Origin of the sequence: Bacillus sp. Pc3 (genome assembly GCF_000815145.1) — a bacterium.
Lineage (GTDB): Bacteria > Bacillota > Bacilli > Bacillales > Bacillaceae > Bacillus > Bacillus velezensis.
Window position 1 is genome coordinate 2304849 of sequence record NZ_CP010406.1, and the last position, 19775, is coordinate 2324623.

Annotated in this window: 22 protein-coding genes and 2 pseudogenes; 13 read left to right on the forward strand and 11 right to left on the reverse strand. The window is 47.2% G+C overall.

Features of this window, described 5'->3' with window-relative positions:
• Positions 1–16: 16 nt before the first annotated feature.
• Positions 17–1762 (reverse strand): S8 family peptidase, encoded by a 1746-nt coding sequence (locus tag SB24_RS10915; protein WP_039255008.1) that lies wholly within the window; start codon positions 1760–1762, stop codon positions 17–19.
• A gap of 161 nt (positions 1763–1923) precedes the next feature.
• Here SB24_RS10915 and celB point away from each other — a divergent pair, with 161 nt between their 5' ends.
• On the forward strand, positions 1924–3258 hold the full coding sequence (gene celB, locus SB24_RS10920; protein WP_015387525.1) for a PTS cellobiose transporter subunit IIC: 1335 nt from the start codon (positions 1924–1926) through the stop codon (positions 3256–3258).
• Positions 3259–3285: 27 nt separating this feature from the next.
• On the opposite strand, the gene SB24_RS10925 is transcribed toward celB, so the two are convergent.
• Entirely contained in the window at positions 3286–3669 is a 384-nt protein-coding gene (locus tag SB24_RS10925) for a glyoxalase GlxA (protein WP_003150894.1), read from the reverse strand.
• A 94-nt stretch (positions 3670–3763) separates the two neighbouring features.
• Between SB24_RS10925 and SB24_RS10930 the strand changes: the two genes are divergently transcribed.
• Positions 3764–4951: a class I SAM-dependent rRNA methyltransferase gene (locus tag SB24_RS10930; RefSeq protein WP_039253366.1), complete on the forward strand. Its 1188-nt coding sequence runs from the start codon at positions 3764–3766 to the stop codon at positions 4949–4951.
• A gap of 88 nt (positions 4952–5039) precedes the next feature.
• Here SB24_RS10930 and SB24_RS10935 read toward each other — a convergent pair whose 3' ends face one another.
• The 5 genes from SB24_RS10935 to SB24_RS10955 form a co-directional block, all read right to left on the reverse strand.
• Complete coding sequence (locus tag SB24_RS10935) at positions 5040–5933, reverse strand: DUF2268 domain-containing putative Zn-dependent protease (protein ID WP_039255011.1); 894 nt, start codon at positions 5931–5933, stop codon at positions 5040–5042.
• Positions 5929–6690 (reverse strand): MerR family transcriptional regulator, encoded by a 762-nt coding sequence (locus SB24_RS10940; RefSeq protein ID WP_039255014.1) that lies wholly within the window; start codon positions 6688–6690, stop codon positions 5929–5931. Before SB24_RS10940 ends, SB24_RS10935 begins: the two co-directional genes overlap by 5 nt.
• Positions 6691–6845: 155 nt before the next feature.
• The gene (locus SB24_RS10945; protein ID WP_003150901.1) at positions 6846–7040 is read right to left on the reverse strand and encodes a YwbE family protein; all 195 of its coding nucleotides are present in this window, start codon (positions 7038–7040) and stop codon (positions 6846–6848) included.
• A gap of 129 nt (positions 7041–7169) precedes the next feature.
• Complete coding sequence (locus SB24_RS10950) at positions 7170–7850, reverse strand: CidB/LrgB family autolysis modulator (protein WP_012118753.1); 681 nt, start codon at positions 7848–7850, stop codon at positions 7170–7172.
• Complete coding sequence (locus SB24_RS10955) at positions 7832–8218, reverse strand: CidA/LrgA family holin-like protein (RefSeq protein ID WP_007407725.1); 387 nt, start codon at positions 8216–8218, stop codon at positions 7832–7834. Before SB24_RS10955 ends, SB24_RS10950 begins: the two co-directional genes overlap by 19 nt.
• Before the next feature lie 106 nt (positions 8219–8324).
• On the opposite strand from SB24_RS10955, the gene cidR reads away from it, so the two are divergent.
• The 6 genes and pseudogenes from cidR (at position 8325) to SB24_RS10980 (ending at position 13069) form a co-directional block, all read left to right on the forward strand.
• On the forward strand, positions 8325–9233 hold the full coding sequence (gene cidR / locus SB24_RS10960) for a cidABC operon transcriptional activator CidR (RefSeq protein WP_003150908.1): 909 nt from the start codon (positions 8325–8327) through the stop codon (positions 9231–9233).
• 2 nt (positions 9234–9235) lie between these two features.
• Positions 9236–10054 carry a hydroxyethylthiazole kinase gene (gene thiM, locus SB24_RS10965; RefSeq protein WP_039253370.1) on the forward strand — a complete coding sequence of 273 codons (819 nt, stop codon included), beginning with the start codon at positions 9236–9238 and terminating at the stop codon, positions 10052–10054.
• A complete protein-coding gene (thiE, locus tag SB24_RS10970; protein ID WP_003150910.1) occupies positions 10051–10725 on the forward strand; it encodes a thiamine phosphate synthase in 675 nt (224 codons plus the stop codon). The genes thiM and thiE overlap by 4 nt, the downstream gene beginning before the upstream one ends.
• 42 nt (positions 10726–10767) lie before the next feature.
• Positions 10768–11107 (forward strand): annotated as a pseudogene (locus SB24_RS20580) (Efem/EfeO family lipoprotein); the annotation flags it as partial.
• Positions 11108–11125: 18 nt separating this feature from the next.
• Positions 11126–12382 carry an iron uptake transporter deferrochelatase/peroxidase subunit gene (gene efeB, locus SB24_RS10975; RefSeq protein ID WP_039253373.1) on the forward strand — a complete coding sequence of 419 codons (1257 nt, stop codon included), beginning with the start codon at positions 11126–11128 and terminating at the stop codon, positions 12380–12382.
• An 84-nt stretch (positions 12383–12466) separates the two neighbouring features.
• Complete coding sequence (locus SB24_RS10980) at positions 12467–13069, forward strand: DsbA family oxidoreductase (protein WP_039253377.1); 603 nt, start codon at positions 12467–12469, stop codon at positions 13067–13069.
• 20 nt (positions 13070–13089) lie between these two features.
• Here the strand turns inward: SB24_RS10980 and SB24_RS10985 are convergent, their stop codons facing one another.
• The 3 genes from SB24_RS10985 to SB24_RS10995 all read right to left on the reverse strand — a co-directional run bounded on the left by SB24_RS10985 (position 13090) and on the right by SB24_RS10995 (position 14823).
• Positions 13090–13764, reverse strand: a complete 675-nt coding sequence (locus SB24_RS10985; RefSeq protein WP_029972918.1) for a glycosyltransferase family protein — start codon at positions 13762–13764, stop codon at positions 13090–13092.
• Positions 13764–14444, reverse strand: a complete 681-nt coding sequence (locus SB24_RS10990; protein ID WP_039253380.1) for a class I SAM-dependent methyltransferase — start codon at positions 14442–14444, stop codon at positions 13764–13766. Before SB24_RS10990 ends, SB24_RS10985 begins: the two co-directional genes overlap by 1 nt.
• Positions 14445–14661: 217 nt before the next feature.
• A complete protein-coding gene (locus SB24_RS10995) occupies positions 14662–14823 on the reverse strand; it encodes an anti-repressor SinI family protein (RefSeq protein ID WP_029972917.1) in 162 nt (53 codons plus the stop codon).
• A gap of 335 nt (positions 14824–15158) precedes the next feature.
• Between SB24_RS10995 and SB24_RS11000 the strand changes: the two genes are divergently transcribed.
• From SB24_RS11000 to galT, 4 genes and pseudogenes are all read left to right on the forward strand, one after another.
• A complete protein-coding gene (locus SB24_RS11000; RefSeq protein ID WP_003150919.1) occupies positions 15159–15782 on the forward strand; it encodes a TetR/AcrR family transcriptional regulator in 624 nt (207 codons plus the stop codon).
• A 79-nt stretch (positions 15783–15861) separates the two neighbouring features.
• Positions 15862–16248, forward strand: a complete 387-nt coding sequence (locus SB24_RS11005; RefSeq protein ID WP_029325749.1) for a GtrA family protein — start codon at positions 15862–15864, stop codon at positions 16246–16248.
• Positions 16249–16401: 153 nt separating this feature from the next.
• Positions 16402–16503: pseudogene (locus SB24_RS19610) on the forward strand (galactokinase family protein); the annotation flags it as partial.
• Positions 16493–18034 (forward strand): UDP-glucose--hexose-1-phosphate uridylyltransferase, encoded by a 1542-nt coding sequence (gene galT / locus SB24_RS11015; RefSeq protein ID WP_039253383.1) that lies wholly within the window; start codon positions 16493–16495, stop codon positions 18032–18034. The pseudogene SB24_RS19610 and the gene galT, both read left to right, overlap by 11 nt.
• Before the next feature lie 16 nt (positions 18035–18050).
• On the opposite strand, the gene SB24_RS11020 is transcribed toward galT, so the two are convergent.
• Complete coding sequence (locus tag SB24_RS11020) at positions 18051–18296, reverse strand: GlsB/YeaQ/YmgE family stress response membrane protein (protein WP_003150926.1); 246 nt, start codon at positions 18294–18296, stop codon at positions 18051–18053.
• Between the two features lie 502 nt (positions 18297–18798).
• Here SB24_RS11020 and qoxA point away from each other — a divergent pair.
• Positions 18799–19764, forward strand: a complete 966-nt coding sequence (gene qoxA, locus SB24_RS11025; protein ID WP_014306059.1) for a cytochrome aa3 quinol oxidase subunit II — start codon at positions 18799–18801, stop codon at positions 19762–19764.
• Positions 19765–19775: the final 11 nt, after the last annotated feature.

Sequence of the window (19775 nt, forward strand, 5' to 3'; positions counted from 1 at the left end):
ACAAGCGTTTTTTTTATTATTTCACCCGAATCGCACGCACGCGTTTTTGCAGGCTGGTCTTTTCGGCAGACGGCTTCAATCGGCTGACTGCCGTTTGCGCCGCTGATTTTGCTTTTTTCGTCTTGGTTTTTTCCGCCGTTTTTACTTTGTCCCTTGCCTGCTGCCGGTTGAGTTTATCTTTTATCCGGCCAAGCCGTTTTTCCAGAGCGGTTTTTTCTTTTCCCGGCTGGATTTCGCTGACTGCTTTTTGGGCTTTTGCGGTGTTGGCTTCAGAGGTCTTTTTTTCCGCCTGCTTGACGCTGGCCTCAGCTGTTTTCAAAAGGCTTGAGTTGACAGCGTTCAGCCGCTTTTGCAGCCCTTTTTTCTCTGAACCGGCCGGTAATTTGCGGATGGCGCTTTGTGCGGCGTTGACGGCGGTTTTTTTCTTTTGTTTTTCGGCAGTCCGGACTTTGTCTCTTGCGTCCGTCACATTTCTTGCCGTCTGAACTTTATTGATCCGCGCCTCGAGAGCGGTTTTTCCCTTTGACTTGGAAAGCTTGCTGACAGCCGTTTTTGCTTCATTGATATCTGCCTGCTTTTTCGTCTTTTCCGCTTTTATTACGGCCCGTTCGGCAAAGCTCTTTTGCTTTGTGTGATATTGCACCAGTCCGTACCCGAATCGGCTGTCACGTCCGGGAGCGCCCAGATCTTTGACGTTTTGCTGCATCTGCTGCCGGAGCTGTGTATTTGTTTCCTCCGGATATTTCTGCCTGAGCAGCGCGAACATGCCGGTAACGTGCGGCGCGGCTTGAGATGTGCCGTCAGCCGTGGCGTACATTTGATTCAGATACGTGCTCGTAATATTGGTCCCGGGTGCGGCAAACTCAATTTGTTTTCCGGTCGTGGAAAAAGACGCGAGCCCGTTTTTTTCAGTTGACGCTGAGACTGCCGTTACGCTGCTGTAGGCGCCCGGATAATTGACGGGTTTTTTGTTGCCGTCGTTTCCTGCGGCGGCTACGATCACGATTCCTTTTTTGTAAGCTTTGTCAACGGCGTCGTGAAGACTTTTGCTGTCTGCGTTTGTCCCGAGGCTCATATTGATGATGTCCATTTTGTTGGCGATCGACCAGTCGATCGCTTTAAGAAGGCTTTTAAGATCTCCCGCTCCTTTTCTGTCTAATGCTTTAACCGCATATAACCGGACATCCGGCGCGATGCCGTCAATGCCGTATCCGTCATGTTTGGCCGCAATGATTCCGGCGACATGCGTCCCGTGTCCGTTGTCATCTTTGTATGAGGAAGTATAGCTGACTGCGGAATAGCCTCCGGCAATGGAAAGGTCATCATGAGGATAAACGCCGCTGTCAATGACAGCCACTTTCACCTTTTTCCCCGTCAAGCCTTCTTTCCACGCCTGCTTGACCTGAGTCGGTTCGATATCCCATTGCGGCAGTGCGTAACTGCTGCTTTGGGCCGCTGATAACGGGCGGATATCAGAACCGCCTGCTGCCTGAAAGGATACATTGTCTTCTACATATAAGATGTCAGGGTCCTGTTTCAGGTTTTTCACCGTTTGCGAATCGGCTGACACGGCGACTGCCGGGAGATGCTGATAGGTCTGTTCCACATCCGCTCCGCTGTCTATGGCGGATTCCTTGCCGTTTTGATTTTTGTACACCACGATAACGTCCCGGTCGTGCGTCTCGGCGTGCGCGGGCGCCGCGGCGGAGAACAGTCCGACGCACAAGGCCGCGGCCATTATCGGTTTCAGGGTGTGATACATTGCGATTCCCCCTTTTTCTTTATATATCGGCAGTGCGGAATTCTTTTTTTCCTGAGGGATAAGGAAAATTTCTGTATGCAAATGTAAGCGTTTCCAAAATATGATGGAGAAAATGCTTTAAGACATCTGCGCAATGAACTCAAAAAGGGGGTTTTTGATAAATGAGTACGTTCAATCGGGTCATGGAAGAAAAAATCATGCCTGTCGCCGGAAAAGTCGCCGGCCAAAGGCACTTAAGAGCTTTGCGGGACGGCATTATTTTGACGATGCCGCTTATCATCATCGGATCGGTTTTTCTGATTCTGACGAGTCTTCCGATTCCCGGTTATGCCGATTTTATGGCTGGTCTTTTCGGTGAAAATTGGGTTGAAAAGCTCGGGTATCCCGTGAATGCGTCCTTTGACATTATGGCGCTTGTCGCCGCCTTTGGGATTGCTTACCGGCTTGCGGAAAGCTATGAGGTGGATGCCCTGTCGTCGGGAGCCATTGCCCTTGCCGCCTTTTTATTGGCGACGCCGTATCAGATTCCGTTTATCCCTGACGGCTCGTCAACAGAGATTATGGTGGGAGGCGGCATTCCGATTTCGCTGCTCGGAAGCAAAGGTCTGTTTGTCGCGATGATCATTGCAATGCTGTCTACGGAAGTGTACCGGTTTATTATACAAAGAAATATCGTCATTAAGATGCCTGACGGAGTGCCGCCTGCGGTCAGCAAATCGTTCGTTGCGCTCATCCCCGGTTTCATTATTATTACGCTTGTATGGCTGGCCCGTCTGTTTATTGAAATAACTCCTTTTAAAAGTCTCCACAATGTAGTAGGCGATCTGCTGGGCACCCCGCTGTCTATTTTGGGCGGGAGTCTCGGCGGAAGTCTTATCGCCGAATTCGTGCAAATGCTGCTTTGGTCGTGCGGCATACACGGCGCGTCCATAATCGGCGGCGTCATGTCGCCGATCTGGTACGGGGCGATGGACGCCAACCGTTTGGCTTTTCAGGCGGGAGAAGCGCTGCCGAGCATTTTTACGACACAGTTCTTTCAAATATGGATTAATGTCGGCGGAAGCGGAGCGACGCTTGCCCTTGTGCTGACCATGCTTGTGCGATCCAGAAGCAAACAGATGAAACAGCTCGGCCGTCTCGGCATCGGGCCCGCGATTTTTAACATTAACGAACCGATTATTTTCGGGATGCCGCTCGTCATGAATCCGCTGTTAATCGTGCCTTTTATTGTTGCGCCGCTCTTGACCATTACGGCGACGTACATCGGGATGAGCACGGGGATGGTGGCAAAACCGGCGGGAATCGCCGTGCCGTGGACGATGCCGCCGCTGATTTCCGGTTATTTGGCGACGGGCGGGAAAATCTCCGGTTCGGTCATGCAGCTGATCAATCTCCTGATTACATTTATCATTTATTATCCGTTTTTCCGAATTTGGGATCTTCAAAAATGGAGAGAGGAACGGGCGGCGGAACAAAACGTCACAGAAGAAACATAAAAAAAACGGGCGCTTTCGCCCGTTTTTTTAACGCTGGAAAAATTCGATCCATTCGCCGTCAGGTCCTTCAATGTAAAAGTAGCGGTACCCGTTCGGAAGTGTCGTGATTTCTTCATCAATAAATACGGCGCCCTGACGCTTCGCATGCGTGAACTCCGCCGCGATATCTTCAGTCAATAAAGCGACATGGTGCACTTTCCCTTCTGCGGGAAGCTCGCTGCTGTAGCCCTGGATCAGCTCAATTTCGGTCTCCGGTCCTTCTTGAAAGCCGAGAAAGGCAAGTTCAATAATGCCGTTCGTATGAGTGATACGATCCTTTAACTGCATACCGAGAACGTCTTGGTAAAAGGCGATGGATGTTTCAATATCTTTGACCATAATGCCTGTATGGTCGATTCTTTTGGCTGTCATGGTTTTCCCCCTGTTTTGAATTTTTCGGGACAATGCGGTGTTGATCATGTTTTATGGTACGATAAGAGAAAGCAAAACGAAAGAGGAATGCACAATGAAGCTACTTACAGTGAAAGATACATTTGCCGGAAAGCTGAAAAAAGGATTCCCCCTGATTGAAAAAGACGCTCTGTCCGGAAGCTCGGCTCATTTAACAGAGGGCGATCTTTTTGATGTGACATCCGAGAAGGGTGAGTTTATCGGAAAAGGCTATTACGGTTTGCAGAATAAAGGAGTCGGCTGGGTGCTGTCCCGCGCGAAAGATGAACGGATCGACGGACGTTTCTTTCTGGACAAGCTGAAAAAAGCGGCTGAAGCAAGAGCTCATCTGTTTAAGGCGCCCGATACGACGGCGTTCCGGCTTTTCAACGGTGAGGGCGACGGCATCGGCGGCGTCACGATTGACTTTTATGACGGTTATCTGCTGATTCAATGGTACAGTAAAGGCATTTACGCTTATAAGGACAGCATGATTGAGGCGATTGACGGACTGGAGCTTTCTTATAAAGCAATCTATGAAAAGAAACGATTCGATACTGCCGGGCAATACGTGGAAGACGACGATTTTGTCAAAGGCGAAAGAGGAGCTTTTCCGGTCATTGTTCAAGAAAACGGCATACGGTACGCGGTGGATTTAAACGATGGGGCGATGACGGGCATTTTCTTAGACCAGCGTCATGTACGCAAAGCGATTCGGGACAAGTATGCAAACGGCAGACGGGTGCTGAATACGTTCTCTTATACGGGGGCATTTTCCGTTGCGGCGGCGCTTGGCGGAGCTGAGAAAACGACAAGCGTCGATGTCGCCAACCGCAGTCTCGCAAAAACGATTGAACAGTTCAGCGCCAACGGAATTGATTATGAGGCGCATGACATTAAAGTCATGGATGTTTTCAAATACTTCGGCTATGCGGAGAAAAAAGGGCTGGCGTTTGACCTCATCATCCTTGATCCGCCTTCTTTCGCCCGCACAAAAAAACGGACGTTCAGCGCGGCGAAAGATTATAAAAACCTGCTGAAGGAAACGATCGCCATCACCGCAAAAAACGGCATCATCGTCGCTTCGACAAACAGCAGCGCCTTCAATATGAAGAAATTTAAAGGTTTTATAGAGACCGCCTTTAAAGAAACAAATGAGCGTTACGACATTTTGGAAGAATACACGCTTCCGGAAGATTTCAAAACGATTCCCGCGTTTAAAGAAGGGAACTATTTGAAGGTTGTTTTCTTGCGGAAAAAATAGGATGATCATTTATAGCGTGGAAAGAGGGGAAAAGAAAACCCTCTTCCATCGCTCTAATCCGGGATAAATAATCTTCATATCTTACTGTTTAAAGAAAAAACCCGCTATTACTTAGTATCTCATCTGTGCCAAGTAAAGTGGCCTCACTAATCCCCACATTGTTGGCTTTCATGAAGGATTGCACCGCTTGGTAGCCAACCGCATAACCTGCAAACGGTGATAAGCCGACAGGCTGATAACCTTGTTCGGCTGCAAAGGTGTCACCAAACATGTAACTGCTGACCTCAGCAAATCCTTTCACATTTAATGAGTCTTTGATAATTTCTTTTGAGTATTCTAAGTCTTCTTTTTCAAAAGAAGTAACCCAGGGACCTAACAGAGCTTCTCCGTAAAGTTCTTTGGCAAACGATTCTGCCAACCCCTCTATCATTAAGTAATCCCCAACCGTTACGTTCCCATAATCCCAATTGAAATACGAAAAACGAATATTATGATGAAATTCATGTGCGATTACAGCAGGCAGTCTCGGTATGTTATATGAATTGGGGAATATTGAAACTTGAATAAATCCCGGAATTCCTCCGAATCCACAATACCCTCTATGTAATTCAAGCTTTTTTTGATTGGCCAGATACATCCCAAACCTTATTTCATCAGCATTTATTTTTAAGCGGTTTTGTTTGATAAATTTAACACAATGAGTTAAAGTGTCAAATGCAATTTGAGGAGCTTGAATTTCTTTTAGATTCTCTAGTGCTTTTCTTCCGGTTTCCGTATCAAATATGCTCAGATAGCCCAGCATATTTGCAGCCATGATTACATCATATCCGTTAGGTTCCTTTGCCTTTAAGGGAACATTAATCTTTTTCCACATATCTTCAAAAGGTTTCATCATTGAATACCGATAATAATCTTCTCTATTTTCAATCATTGAAAATAACTTTTCGTATTGCCCAATTGTATCCTCGATAATGATTTTAATGGGTACCACCCTTTTTTTGAGTATCTATATAAATTGTAATGGCATCACTCATGAGCTTCGCCAACCCTTCACCATACCGGTCGATGTTCTTAGTGAAGCGTTCATCTTCAATATAGAGTTGACCTAATCCGTAAAAGGCATCAAAAGAATATTCACCAAAATTTTCATTGAGAAAATCAAACCACTCTTTGATAGCGGTTTGTACGTCTGGGGACTCGGGAGATTGGTTAATAAGGAGTGCAAATTTATTGAACATTGCAGTCCACTTATCAGATAAATCTTTTTGCTCACCATCAGTCATGTTTTTCAATCTAATATTTACCTTATCGACAGGTTGATCACCCCACCGTTTGCGGGCTTCTTGTTCATAAAGATTATGATTGAAGTTCATTCCCTCAAACCGCTCTTTGTTCGTCATGCAAATCTCTCCCATCATATGTTTGATTGATTTATCGATGGTATCAATCATCTTATCGACTCTATTCCGTTTCTCAATCAACATTTTCTTTTGTAAAATGAATGCCTCCCTTCGGTTAAATGAAGGACTATTAATGATTTCTTTAATCTCTTTTAAGGAGAAATCGAGCTCCTTGAAAAATAGTATCTGCTGCAGCTGTTCAAGATTCTCTTCAGAATAAAGCCGATAACCGGAATCGGTCGTTTCTTGAGGAGTCAATAATCCGATTTGATCGTAATGATGGAGAGTACGTATGCTTACTCCAATCAGTTCAGCTACTTCTTTTACTTTCATACCCATCACGTTTGCCGCCTCCTTAATGGCTACTCTAAAGTATTACGCAACGTAAGAGTCAATAGTTGGTTAAAGATTTTTTGTATATAAAGGGAGAACATATGAGGATTTCATTGCTGAAATTAAAGAAAAAAAGCCGGGCGTGAAGCTCCGGCTTTTTTCTATTCAATAATGTGCTGCACCCGGCCGATTCGCCCGTCTTCAAGGCGGACCTTAATGCCGCGCGGGTGGAAGCTTGAGTTCGTCAAAATATCCTTGACGATTCCTCTTGTCAGCTTTCCTGAACGCTGATCGGCTTTCAGGACGATATCGACTTCAAGTCCTTTTCTGATGCTGCTTCGCTGCTGGCCGTTCATATGACACATCCGTTCTTCAGTCTTTTCACTTCATGTCTTATCATATCGTGTTTTCGTCTTTTTATGAAGGACAGACAAATCAATTCTTCATGGCAACTAAAAAAAGACCGCTCTGTAAGGAGCAGTCTTTTATGACATAAACGAAAGCAAAATCGGGGCCGCGCACAGTGTCATAATCGCGGCGAGGATCATCGACACGCTTGAGATCGTTCCTGATACGGAGCTGAGCTCAAATGCTTTAGATGTTCCCGCTCCGTGCGCGCTAGTTCCGAGCAGCACGCCCCGGGCAATTTCGTTATCAATGCGGAAATAGCGGATGACCATCGGCCCGATGATCGTTCCCAATAAAGCCGTTAAAATGACGAAAACCGCTGTAACGGCCGGCATCCCGCCGATCATTTCTGAAACGTTCATGGCAATCGGCGTCGTCACGGATCGCGGCACGAGACTGTCGACTAAGCTGCTGCCGAGATGGAACCATTTTGCGATAAAGGCTGTTGACAGAATGGCGATACATGAACCGACCGCTACGTTCAAAATAATTTCCACGGCGTATTTCTTTAAAATCGGGAAATATTTATAAAGCGGGATGGCGAACGCCACTGTTGCCGGCTGAAGCATATCGGTCAGCAGTCCGCCGCCGAGATTGTATGTCTGATACGGGACATTGACAAGAAGCAGCAGGACGACCAAAACAGCGGGCGTAATCAGAAGCGGCGACGTATACACCCGCGGAAAACGAATGTAGAGTTTTTTCGCGCCCAAATACACTAAGACAGTTAAGAATAAACTTATGATTCCGATGAACACGTTTGTTTTTTCTCCTTTCTTTTTGCTATCAGCTGTGTAAGCGTACCTGTTGAAACCATCACGACAAATGTGCTGATGACGACGACAAGTAAAATGCTTACGCCAAATTTAGACATAATATCTCCGTATTCAATCACTCCGACGGCAGACGGGATGAAAAACAGCAGCAGCTCACCGAGGAGCCATGCTGCGCCAAGCTCAATCCATTCAAGTTTGATAATCTTGAAGTGCAATAATGTGAAAAGAATCACAATCCCGATTATACTGCCGGGAATATTTATATGAAGAGCCGCCGTGACCCAATTGATCAGACGCGCAAATATAAACAGCAGAGCGATTTGAATAACGGTAAGCAGCAATTTTTTCATAATGATGCCTCCCTTATATTTATATTGTACAGAAGGTTTTGCTATAGGTAAAATACATATAAAGAATAATATATATTCCTTTTGTCTATAGAAAGGATGAAATGTAATGGATATCCGGCACTTAACGTATTTCTTGGAAGTGGCCCGTTTGAAAAGCTTTACGAAGGCTTCGCAGTCTCTGTATGTTTCACAGCCGACAATCTCAAAAATGATTAAAAACCTGGAGACGGAGCTCGGCATTAAGCTGTTTTACCGCAATGGCCGGCAAGTTGAACTGACTGACGCCGGGCAGAGCATGTATGTGCAGGCGCAGGAAATCACAAAGTCATTCCAAAACCTGACGTCAGAGCTGAACGATATTATGGAAGTGAAGAAAGGGCACGTCCGCATCGGTCTTCCGCCGATGATCGGGTCCGGCTTTTTCCCGAGAGTGCTCGGTGACTTCCGCGTCACATACCCCGATGTGACGTTTCAGCTTGTTGAGGACGGCTCTATTAAAGTGCAGCAAGGGGTGGAGGACGGCTCGCTTGATATCGGGGTCGTCGTGCTTCCCGCGAATGAAGAGATTTTTCATACCTTCACAATTGTCAAGGAAACCCTTATGCTCGTCGTCCATCCGTCACATCGGCTCGCTGACGAGAAAGAATGCAGTCTTCATGAATTGAAAGAAGAGCCGTTCATATTTTTCAGGGAGGATTTTGTCCTTCATAATCGAATTATGACGGAATGCGTGAAAGCCGGATTCAGGCCGCACGTCATTTATGAAACGTCACAGTGGGACTTTATCAGCGAAATGGTATCCGCCAATCTCGGTATCGGCCTGCTGCCGGAAAGAATCTGCCGCGGTCTTGATCCTGACAAAGTCAGAACCATTCCGCTCGTTCATCCGGTTATTCCGTGGCATTTAGCCATCATTTGGCGGAAAGACCGCTATATGTCCTTTGCCGCCAGAGCCTGGCTGGAGCATACGAAATCGTATTTATGGAATCCGAAAAAGAGAAAAAAGGATGATTAACCATGGACGCACAAACCGCAGCTCAACACTTGAGTAAAGTGCGGGATCAAAACCCGCTCGTTCACAGTATCACCAATAATGTCGTCACGAACTTCACCGCTAACGGACTGCTCGCGCTCGGCGCATCACCCGTTATGGCTTATGCAATTGAGGAGGCCGCCGACATGGCGAAAATCGCCGGAGCGCTCGTCCTGAACATAGGCACCCTCAGCTCGGCGTCGGTTGAAGCTATGATCGCAGCCGGAAAATCGGCCAATGAAAACGGTGTTCCGGTCATTTTTGATCCGGTAGGCGCCGGCGCCACGCCGTTTCGGACGGCATCAGCCCGCAAGATCATACAGGAGGTCCGCTTGTCCGTCATTCGCGGAAATGCCGCGGAAATCGCCAATATTGCCGGCGCCCCTGATTGGAAGATAAAAGGCGTGGATGCGGGGGAAGCCGGAGGAGATGTGGTTCAGCTCGCTAAGACGGCTGCAAGCAGGCTGAAGACGGTCATTGCGATTACCGGAAAAACCGACGTCATCTCCGACGGCACCGACACATACGCCGTACATAACGGTGATAAACTGCTGACGAAGGTGACGGGGGCGGGATGCCTGCTGACGTCTGTAATCGGAGCCTTCTGCGCAGCGGGGCAGGACGTTCTGCAAGCGGCCGTTTCAGCCGTTTCTGTATACGGAAGCGCCGCTCAGCTTGCCGCTTTGGACACCTCCCATAAGGGGCCGGGCAGCTTCCAGATTGAGCTTTTAAATAAGCTGGCAAGCATCTCAGAACAAGAAGCGGCCGAGCTTGCCGCAATTGAAAGGGTGATAGAAAAATGACGCGTATTTCTCGGGAAATGATGAAGGATATGTTATCGGTTTATTTTATTATGGGATCAAACAATACAAGCGCAGACCCGGTTTCCGTGGTGAAAAAAGCAATTGAGGGCGGCGCTACGCTTTTTCAATTTCGGGAAAAGGGGAGCGGTTCTTTAACAGGGGATGAACGTGTCCTGTTCGCGAAGCGGGTGCAGGATGTCTGCAGGCAGGCCGGGATTCCTTTCATCATTAATGATGATGTCGAATTGGCCTTGCGCCTTGAGGCGGACGGAGTGCATATCGGACAGGATGACGCAGACGCCGAAGAAACGAGAGCGGCAATCGGCGATATGATTCTCGGTGTGTCAGCACATAACGTCTCCGAGGTGAAGCGGGCGGAAGAAGCCGGAGCCGATTACGTCGGAATGGGCCCGGTCTATCCGACCGAAACAAAAAAAGATGCTGAAGCCGTGCAGGGCGTTACATTGATTGAAGAGGTACGGCGTCAGGGCATCACCATTCCGATTGTAGGAATCGGCGGCATTACGGCTGACAACGCGGCGCCCGTCATTGAAGCGGGTGCAGACGGCGTCAGCATGATCAGCGCCATCAGCCAAGCCGAAGATCCAAAAGCGGCGGCGCGGAAGTTTTCAGAGGAAATTCGGCGCTCCAAAGCAGGGCTGTCCCGATAGGGCGGCCCTTTTTCTGTGTGCGCAAAAAGGCAGTGACGGACTTGGAGAATAGAAGCTGTATGTCAAGAACAGAGCAATCAGCTTGCAATATCGACCGAAGCGTTTGACGGCTCTATCGCTTCTCTCAAAGTGACGCCTGAACCAATCACCGCCGGCGCCGAAGGCTCAAAAGCCCTCTATAAAACAGTGAATAGCGCGCAGTGAGAGTCACGGAAAACTTAATGCGGAATTCAGCGAATTTGAAGTTTTGATGTCGAAATACAAAACGTGCGATCAATCGTATACGTCTTGTGATACATTAAGTACAGATCAAATCAGAGAGATAAGCACGAAGCTGACGGCCCTTTCTGAAACCATGTCGAAGATTGCCGATGTGCTTTAAAAGGAGTTAAGACACAGCATGAGCGATGAACATAACAAGGAAAAACAGATCCACAGACGGGATGTCCTGAAGTGGGGCGCCGTCGCGGGCGCAGCCGTCGCTGTCGGAGCGAGCGGCCTCGGAGGACTCGCGCCGCTCTTCAAACCGGCGGCCACCGCTTCAAAGAAGAATGATGAAAAACATGATCGTGATCAAATCGTTCCTTTTTACGGAAAGCACCAAGCAGGAATCACAACGGCGCATCAGACGTATGTGTATTTTGCGGCGCTTGATGTCATGTCAAGCGACAAAGCCGATGTCATCTCCCTTTTCAAACAATGGACAAGCCTGACGCAGCTGCTGACTTCAGGCGCCGTCCCGTCAGGCGAACAGAAAAATAAATACATGCCTCCGCAGGATACCGGGGAGTCGCAGGATCTGGCGCCGGCGAATTTGACCGTTACCTTCGGCTTCGGCCCCGGGTTTTTCGAGAAAGACGGGAAGGACCGCTTCGGACTGAAGGATAAAAAACCGAAGCACCTCGCCGATATTCCGCCGATGCCTAACGACAAGCTCGATAAGAAACAAGGCGGCGGTGATATCGTCATACAGGTCTGCGCGGATAATGAACAAACGGCGTTTCACGCGGTGCGCAACCTGATGAAACAGGCATCGGGTGTGTGTGAAGTCCGCTTTCTCAATAAAGGTTTCTTAAGCGGCGGAAAAAACGGAGAAACACCGCGCAACCTCTTCGGATTCAAAGACGGTACCGGCAACCAAAGCACGAAGGATGAAAACCTGATGAATTCGATCGTTTGGGTTCAATCAGGAGAGCCGGACTGGATGACGGGCGGCACGTACATGGCGTTTAGGAAAATTAAGATGTTTTTAGATATATGGGACCGTTCATCCTTGAAGGAACAAGAGGACACGTTCGGGCGGGTGAAAAGCTCGGGCGCGCCTTTCGGACAAAAAAAGGAAACCGATCCCGTGAAGCTGAATCAAATTCCCGCCGACTCGCATGTCAGCGTGGCAAAATCAACCGGCAGACAGATCCTGCGCCGGGCATTTTCCTATACGGACGGAATTGATCCGAAGACGGGCTATGTTGACGCAGGCCTGCTGTTTATCTGCTTTCAAAAAGACCCGGACCGCCAATTTGTCCCGATGCTGAAGGCTTTGGCGGCAAAGGATGCGCTGAATGAATACACACAAACGATCGGCTCTTCCTTATTCGCCTGTCCCGGGGGCTGTAAAAAAGGAGAATATATCGCCCAAAGGCTGCTGGAATCGTGACACCTTCCATATGGAGGGTGTTTTAAAAAAACACTTGTAACTATAAAAGTTACAACTTAAAATAAAAAGGAAAGGAGACTTACAATGACACTGCAGATTAAAGTATATTCTGATTATGTATGTCCGTTTTGCTATGTCGGCAAAGCGGCGTTTGAAGAAGCTATCAAAGACAAGGACGTACAGGTGGAATGGATGCCGTTTGAATTGCGTCCGAGCCCCTCGCCGAAACTTGATCCGGTGAATGATCCCGCCAAGCAGCAGATGTGGAAAAACTCCATTGAGCCGATGGCGCAGTCGTTAGGCGTTGACATCACGTTCCCCCGCGTGTCACCGCATCCTTACACGGATTTGGCATTTGAAGGCTTTCATTTCGCAAAGGAACATGGGAAAGGAAGCGAATACCATACACGCGTTTTTCAGGCGTTCTTTCAGGAAGAACAAAATATCGGTGACGTTGGCGTGCTGACAAAGCTTGCGGAAGAAGCCGGACTTGACGGCGCTGCCTTCAAAGAGGCGCTTGAGACAAGAGCGTACAAGGACGTACAGCGGGAAGCGCTCCGCCATGCTTATGAGGAAGCCGGCATTACGGCAGTGCCGACGTTTATCATCGGCGATGAGAGAATCCCTGGCGCGGCGGGAAAGGAAACCTTTGAACAAATCATTGAGCGGGAACTGAATAAACGTTAACCCGAAAAAAGCCCTCTCGATCAGCGAGAGGGTTTTGCCATATAGTGTTTGACAAATGTTTGTCTGTCCGCTTCATATGCCGCGGCGTCAAATGAGTCGCCGCAAAAATGAAGGCACCAAGGGTCTTTCTGGCAGGCGACGCCGACTTGATAGCCGTGTTTTTGAAATTCGAGCGACTGTGATGTGTCGTAAAAATGAAAGCCGCGAAACAAATCCTCCCGCCACTCCACGTCATATTGAGCCGCCATTAACAAGCCGTCAATGGCGTCAGCGGGCGTAAACAGGCCGTCTTCATCACCGTGCTCAAAATCCAGCGGGTGATAAGCATTCCCCCGGTATTCAATCACTTTTCCCATCCGCTGTCCGCTTTCCCACCAAATGCCGTTCGGCGGCAGGGTTTTGCAGCCGGCGACACCGAGAAGGCCGAGCTCCTGATGAGATTGAAAGATATGAAGCATGTCATGAAGGAAATGCTGATGAATGATAAAAGTATCCTGATGCAGATAAATTTTATATTTGGAGGGGTGTTTCAGCGCTTTGTTGTAGGACGAGGCCATGCTTGCTGAATCGTATATCGGCAAGATATCAACGGAATGTGAAGGGGGGACGGTAAGCTTTAGAATATGGTTTTTGCATCGGGAGTAGAGCGACTCATCATTCACGCAAATGACAAACAGAAATGAATGTGAATCCATTACATGCTCCTCTCGGCCTCAATCACATATTGATAGGCCGATGCTTCTGTCATAAAGTCATGCCTTATGCCAAGCTGTACGCATACTTCGTGCAATGATGCGATGGCTTTGTGGTAAGAAGGGTGATCAACGCGGATCGCCTCAATGCGTTTCACCTCATAGCCGGCGGCTTTAAATAATGAAAGAGTCTCTTCCCGGGTAAAAAAACGCAGGTGGGTCTGATCCATTAATCCGGCGTCACTGTAAGTCCATTTGCCGGCTAAAAGCTCCAGCACGACTGAGATGTGGCCGACATTCGGTATGCATGCAAGCACAGTGCCGTCTTTTTTTACATAAGGACGAAGCTTTTTCAGCACTGTCCACGGGTCGATAAGATGCTCAAGAACGTCTCCGAACAGCATGCAGTCGAATTGCTCTGGTTCGTACGGAAGAATGGCGGATTCAATGTCGCCGCAAAGCACATGGCTCAATTTGCTTTCCGCCTTTTTTGCGGCTTCGGGATACGCTTCAATGCCGTAAACCGTTATTCCGCGGTCTTCGATCGCCGCTCCTAAATTGCCCGTTCCGCAGCCGACATCAAGCACTGTCCGCCAGTTTTCGTCTATTTTGTTCAATAAATAAGGATTCAGGCCTTCGTAGTAGTTCTGTTGTTTTTCATCATAATAGGGATTCGTATCCATCTGTGTATCACCTCATAAATGGGCATAATACACAAGATATGCAGCGGGGGGATCTCATATCACCATGTTTGGCTGTTCAATTGCGGAATACGGACGGGAATGGTTGTCCGGTATACGGTTTGTTCTCTGATTCCCCTCTTATTGCAGGTGTTCCTTTGAAAACTCAGGTGCGGGCGGACTGTGGCAGGTCATATAGTAAAAGGATCCGCCTGTAATCTTACCGCTGGCGGATGGTGTTTTTCATTGGTGTTTTTTTCTTCACCGCTTTTTCAGTATTTAAGAAGCGCCTCACATCGTCAATGTTCAAACCCATGATTCTAGCCTCTTGAATTAACAATTGCCAATCTTGATCTATATCTTTCATTACATGAGTTTTCATAAGAACCTCCAATTGAAAAATTGATTTGCCCAGCTACAGCAGCCAATGTATAACAAATATCACACATAGTTGGCCGGTAATCCCAAATTGAAGATGAATTCACCTACCTATTCCCTAAGAAAATGACTGAAATAACCAAAATCCTTCAAGAATTCTTACATATAATAATAAACAAATAAATACTGACTGGATAGTATGCAAATAAAAATAAACCATATGACCTATTAATATTTACCCTCAAAACGTCGAATAGCATATTCTTTTTGCATAAAAAATACCGCAAAAGAATGATTCGGTGTAAGATAAAGTGAATGATCAAACAGCTGGGGTAAAAAATGAAAAAAAACAAATTTCAAATTAAGAGAGAAGAAACATTTGAAAGTTTTATTGACGCAGGCCTTCATCTCCTGATTGAAAGAGCTTACGATTCAGTCTCAATCGATGACATCAGTAAAGCGGCGGGTTTCAGCAAAGGGGCGTTTTACGTTCATTTTGAAAGCAAGGAAGATTTTCTGAAGCATTTGTTAGAGAGGCGTCAGATTAAAAAAAGGATCATCACTGGCTATCTCGACGAATTAGAAAAGCAAACAGAGCGGCCGTTGACGCTTTGTGAAGCCGCGGCCAGCGCGGCCAGCCTGTTGATGCGGTTTGTAAACAGCAAGCCTGCCTGGAATGTTGTGTCTTTTGCCGTTCATATGCCTACTTACAAAGTCGTCAGTGAATATGAAGCTTATATCCGTCTTTATAAGTTATGGATAGAAGAAAGCACCATGTACATAAATTGGCTCAAATCGAGAAATTTAATAGAAGACCATATAGATACCGAGCATACCGCTAACATGATGTGCGCGCTCATCGACGGGATGATTAAGCAATCCAATGTGCTGGGAAGGCCGGTTACTTTCCGCAGCATGTTTGACGCGCTCTATGTTTTTGTCAGCGGCAGAAAATCAGGGTAACGTTCTTCTTGATTTGACAAAAGGTTTAGAAAAGTCTTTCAGAAAGCGAGGAACTGCCATGCGCTACAGAGAAATTATGATGTATATCATTATGGGGATATTCACGACCATCGTGAATATCGTCAGTTTTTACATTCTGACGTCGGCATTTGAGATGGATTACAAGGCGGCGACTGTCGCCGCTTGGATTCTGTCCGTTCTATTTGCTTATGTTACGAATAAACTGTATGTCTTTCAGCAAAAGACCGCGGGGATGCGGAGTCTGATGAAAGAATTAACGGCCTTTTTCAGCGTGCGGGTGCTGTCTCTCGCCATCGATCTCGCCATGATGATTCTTCTGGTCAGTCAATTTCATATGAACGAAACATTGGCGAAAATCGCCGATAACGTCATTATCGTAGTCGTCAACTATGCGGCCAGCAAGTGGATTGTCTTCAGAAAAGCGAAAGAAGAGGGCGTGTCATAACGGTTTCTTTCCGCGCCCCGGGGGGAAAGTGTAATGGTGGAAGAGGATGCGTATGAAGCACAAAATAAAGAAAGCGTTTGCTGATGTATTCGGGGAATCCGAGACCTGCGCGTTTTCTTTGCGCCCGGCAGAGTATCTCATCGGAGAGCTAACGGGGCCCGCTATGAGGAGAAGACAGGGAGAAAAGCTGACTTTTACACGGCGGATATCGGAGCCGGAGCGAGAGAACTAAAGGGGGATGACGATGGCAATTGAGCGGCACGTGGAACGTTTAATCCGGTACGGATTGCAAAAAGAGCTGATTTCATTTCTTGATATTGAATATACAAGAAACCGTTTATACGAAACTTTGCATATTACCCATCCGGAGGCTTCAGAACAGAAAGAAAATGAATCGGCGGCATCATTGCCGGACATATTGGCCCCGATTTATGAATGGGCGGCAGAAACGGGCCGGATGGCAGCCGATACAGACACCTATCGCGACCTGCTGAGCGCGAAGATCATGGGCTGTTTTGCCCCGCAGCCGTCCGAGATTGTCCGTCGTTTTGAAGAAACAAAGGCGGTGCACGGGCCGGAGCAGGCGACAAAGGCGTTTTACCAATTTTCAGAGGATGTGTATTATATCCGTTCGGACAGAATACAGCGGAATGTCGGGTGGACGGCTGAGACGGCTTACGGAAAGCTGGACATCACGATCAACCTTTCAAAACCGGAAAAAGATCCGAAAGCAATTGCCGCTGCCAAAGAGCAGCCTCAATCCGATTATCCGAGATGTGTTCTTTGTAAAGAAAATGTCGGGTACGAGGGGAGACCGGATCACCCGGCGCGTCAAAACCTTCGTGTCATTCCGGTCATTCTCGGCGATGAGCAGTGGTTTCTGCAATTTTCTCCGTATGTGTATTACCGGGAGCATTGCATCGTTTTGAAAGACCGGCACGAACCGATGAAGATCAGCAAAAAAACGTTTGACAGGCTGCTGTCGTTTGTCAGCCAGTATCCTCATTATTTTCTCGGTTCCAATGCTGATCTGCCGATTGTCGGCGGCAGTATTTTAAGCCACGACCATTTTCAGGGAGGCCATTATGAATTCCCGATGGCGCGGGCGGAGACAGAAAGCCGGTACAGGCTGCCTGACTATCCGAAAACGGTGCTGGGAATTGTGAAGTGGCCGATGTCGGTCATCCGCCTGCAGAGCGAGAGCGCGTCTGAGCTTTCCGGCGCGGCGGATGCCATCCTGCGGGCATGGCGCGGTTATTCCGATGAGGCGGCTGATCTCCTCGCTTGTTCAGGAGAAACACCGCACAATACAATTACGCCGATTGCCCGGCGGAGAAACGGTTTATTCGAATTAGATCTCGTCCTCAGAAATAACCGCACCTCTGATGAGCATCCGCTGGGAATTTTTCATCCCCATCAGGAAGTTCATCACCTGAAAAAAGAAAATATCGGACTGATTGAGGTAATGGGGCTTGCAATTCTGCCGGGCCGCCTTGAACAAGAAATGAAATACACGGCTGAAGCGCTGTGCTCCCCGGACCCGGAAGCGGTCTTAACGGCAGACCCTTCTGCGGCAAAGCATAAAGATTGGGCGCTCAGTGTGCTGCATAAGCGGAAGGTAACGAAAGAAAACGCGGAACAGATTCTGAAAGAGGAAATCGGCCATGCCTTTGCGCGGATACTGGAGCATGCCGGCGTCTTTAAACAGACAGAAGAAGGCAGAGCGGCTTTCCGGCGGTTTATCCGCCATTTGGGCGCTCTACCGGAAAAAAGCCCCATCCCATAAGGGACGAGGCTTTTTTTTATCCTCTGCTTCTGGCGATCAGGCTGAATAAGAATACCACGATCGCAGCTCCGATGATTGCCGGAATGATGGCAAAGCCGGCAAGGTGAGGACCCCATGTGCCGAGCAGTCCGTGCCCGATCCATGCGCCGATCAGACCGGCGATCATTGACCCGATGATTCCCCCGGGCATACTGCCTTTTACAAATAAACTTCCGATCCAGCCGATAATAATAGCGACAATCAGAGATACGATAAAACCCATAAATATCACTTCCTATTTTTTATTATTTATGCCTATATGTTTCCTTCGTTTTGTCCATATTAAACATATGAATGCGTTTTTTATAATGAACATATCAAGGCGCGTTCCGGTCTTTTTTTTCACAATGCGTTGCGTTAAAATGGAAACCGTGTGAAAAGGTGTGAGCAAAGGAAAAAATATTTCTTTTGTAGAATGTTTAACAAAATGAAACTTTTTGTTGACCAGCGATTTTTATTATGGTAAACCTTTATTTGGTATTATTCGTTCTCGCTATCTTTTTTCTCTATATATGCTAAATGATCTAAAACTTTTTATGTTTGATTTACGCAAGTGGAAAAAGTTCATGCATTTTTTGACGATTTTGTGACATTAGGTCGAAAAAAAGATGAACTTTAGAAAAAAATAAAGCTAATAAGTGCAGATTTTGATAGCATAACAAGGTAGATAGAGAAAAGATTTTGAGAAAGTACATTTCAGATTCACTACATCAATAGGAAGGATGGTGATCTTCTTGTTCAGAGCATTTAAACCGTTACTTTTATTAGCGATGTTGGCTGTTGTTTTCGTACTGGGCGGATGCAGCGACATTTCCGTTTTAGATCCGAAAGGACCTGTAGCAGACCAGCAGAAAGATCTGATTCTCTTGTCAATCGGATTTATGCTGTTCATTGTCGGCGTCGTATTCGTACTATTTACAATCATTTTAGTGAAATACCGCGACCGCAAAGGCAAAGACAGCGGAAATTACAAGCCCGAGATGCACGGCAACACGTTCTTAGAAGTAGTCTGGACAGTGATCCCAATTTTAATTGTTATTGCACTTTCTGTGCCTACCGTACAGACGATATATTCGTTAGAAAAAGCGCCTGAAGCGACAAAGGATAAAGAGCCTCTTGTTGTTTATGCTACTTCGGTAGACTGGAAATGGGTATTCAGCTACCCTGAGCAGGATATTGAGACGGTTAACTACCTGAACATTCCTGTAGACCGTCCGGTTTTATTTAAAATTTCTTCAGCAGATTCAATGGCATCGCTATGGATTCCTCAGCTTGGGGGACAAAAATACGCGATGGCGGGAATGCTGATGGATCAATACTTACAAGCTGACAAAGTGGGAACATATGAAGGCCGCAACGCGAACTTCACCGGCGAACACTTTGCCGACCAGAAATTCAACGTAAAAGCTGTTACGCAAAAAGACTTTAACAGCTGGGTGAAAAAAGCCCAAAGCGATTCTCCAAAGCTGACGAAAGAGAAGTATGACGAACTGATGCTTCCGGAGAATGTCGGAAAATTAACGTTCTCTTCTACACACTTAAAATACGTTGACCACGGCCAAGATGCCGAATATGCGATGGAGGCGCGCAAACGCCTTGGCTACAAAGCCGTATCACCGCACTCTAAAACAGACCCGTGGGAAGATGTAAAGAAAAACGAATTTAAAGTATCCGACGATAAACAAGATTGAAATTGAACAAG

What these genes read in the sequence shown, in the direction of transcription:
- SB24_RS10915 (WP_039255008.1), bottom strand. Translation starts at nt 1,762, where the DNA reads ATGTATCACACCCTGAAACCGATAATGGCCGCGGCCTTGTGCGTCGGA.
- celB (WP_015387525.1), top strand. Translation starts at nt 1,924, where the DNA reads ATGAGTACGTTCAATCGGGTCATGGAAGAAAAAATCATGCCTGTCGCC.
- SB24_RS10925 (WP_003150894.1), bottom strand. Translation starts at nt 3,669, where the DNA reads ATGACAGCCAAAAGAATCGACCATACAGGCATTATGGTCAAAGATATT.
- SB24_RS10930 (WP_039253366.1), top strand. Translation starts at nt 3,764, where the DNA reads ATGAAGCTACTTACAGTGAAAGATACATTTGCCGGAAAGCTGAAAAAA.
- SB24_RS10940 (WP_039255014.1), bottom strand. Translation starts at nt 6,690, where the DNA reads ATGGGTATGAAAGTAAAAGAAGTAGCTGAACTGATTGGAGTAAGCATA.
- SB24_RS10945 (WP_003150901.1), bottom strand. Translation starts at nt 7,040, where the DNA reads ATGAACGGCCAGCAGCGAAGCAGCATCAGAAAAGGACTTGAAGTCGAT.
- SB24_RS10955 (WP_007407725.1), bottom strand. Translation starts at nt 8,218, where the DNA reads ATGAAAAAATTGCTGCTTACCGTTATTCAAATCGCTCTGCTGTTTATA.
- cidR (WP_003150908.1), top strand. Translation starts at nt 8,325, where the DNA reads ATGGATATCCGGCACTTAACGTATTTCTTGGAAGTGGCCCGTTTGAAA.
- thiM (WP_039253370.1), top strand. Translation starts at nt 9,236, where the DNA reads ATGGACGCACAAACCGCAGCTCAACACTTGAGTAAAGTGCGGGATCAA.
- thiE (WP_003150910.1), top strand. Translation starts at nt 10,051, where the DNA reads ATGACGCGTATTTCTCGGGAAATGATGAAGGATATGTTATCGGTTTAT.
- efeB (WP_039253373.1), top strand. Translation starts at nt 11,126, where the DNA reads ATGAGCGATGAACATAACAAGGAAAAACAGATCCACAGACGGGATGTC.
- SB24_RS10980 (WP_039253377.1), top strand. Translation starts at nt 12,467, where the DNA reads ATGACACTGCAGATTAAAGTATATTCTGATTATGTATGTCCGTTTTGC.
- SB24_RS10985 (WP_029972918.1), bottom strand. Translation starts at nt 13,764, where the DNA reads ATGGATTCACATTCATTTCTGTTTGTCATTTGCGTGAATGATGAGTCG.
- SB24_RS10990 (WP_039253380.1), bottom strand. Translation starts at nt 14,444, where the DNA reads ATGGATACGAATCCCTATTATGATGAAAAACAACAGAACTACTACGAA.
- SB24_RS10995 (WP_029972917.1), bottom strand. Translation starts at nt 14,823, where the DNA reads ATGAAAACTCATGTAATGAAAGATATAGATCAAGATTGGCAATTGTTA.
- SB24_RS11000 (WP_003150919.1), top strand. Translation starts at nt 15,159, where the DNA reads ATGAAAAAAAACAAATTTCAAATTAAGAGAGAAGAAACATTTGAAAGT.
- SB24_RS11005 (WP_029325749.1), top strand. Translation starts at nt 15,862, where the DNA reads ATGTATATCATTATGGGGATATTCACGACCATCGTGAATATCGTCAGT.
- galT (WP_039253383.1), top strand. Translation starts at nt 16,493, where the DNA reads ATGGCAATTGAGCGGCACGTGGAACGTTTAATCCGGTACGGATTGCAA.
- SB24_RS11020 (WP_003150926.1), bottom strand. Translation starts at nt 18,296, where the DNA reads ATGGGTTTTATCGTATCTCTGATTGTCGCTATTATTATCGGCTGGATC.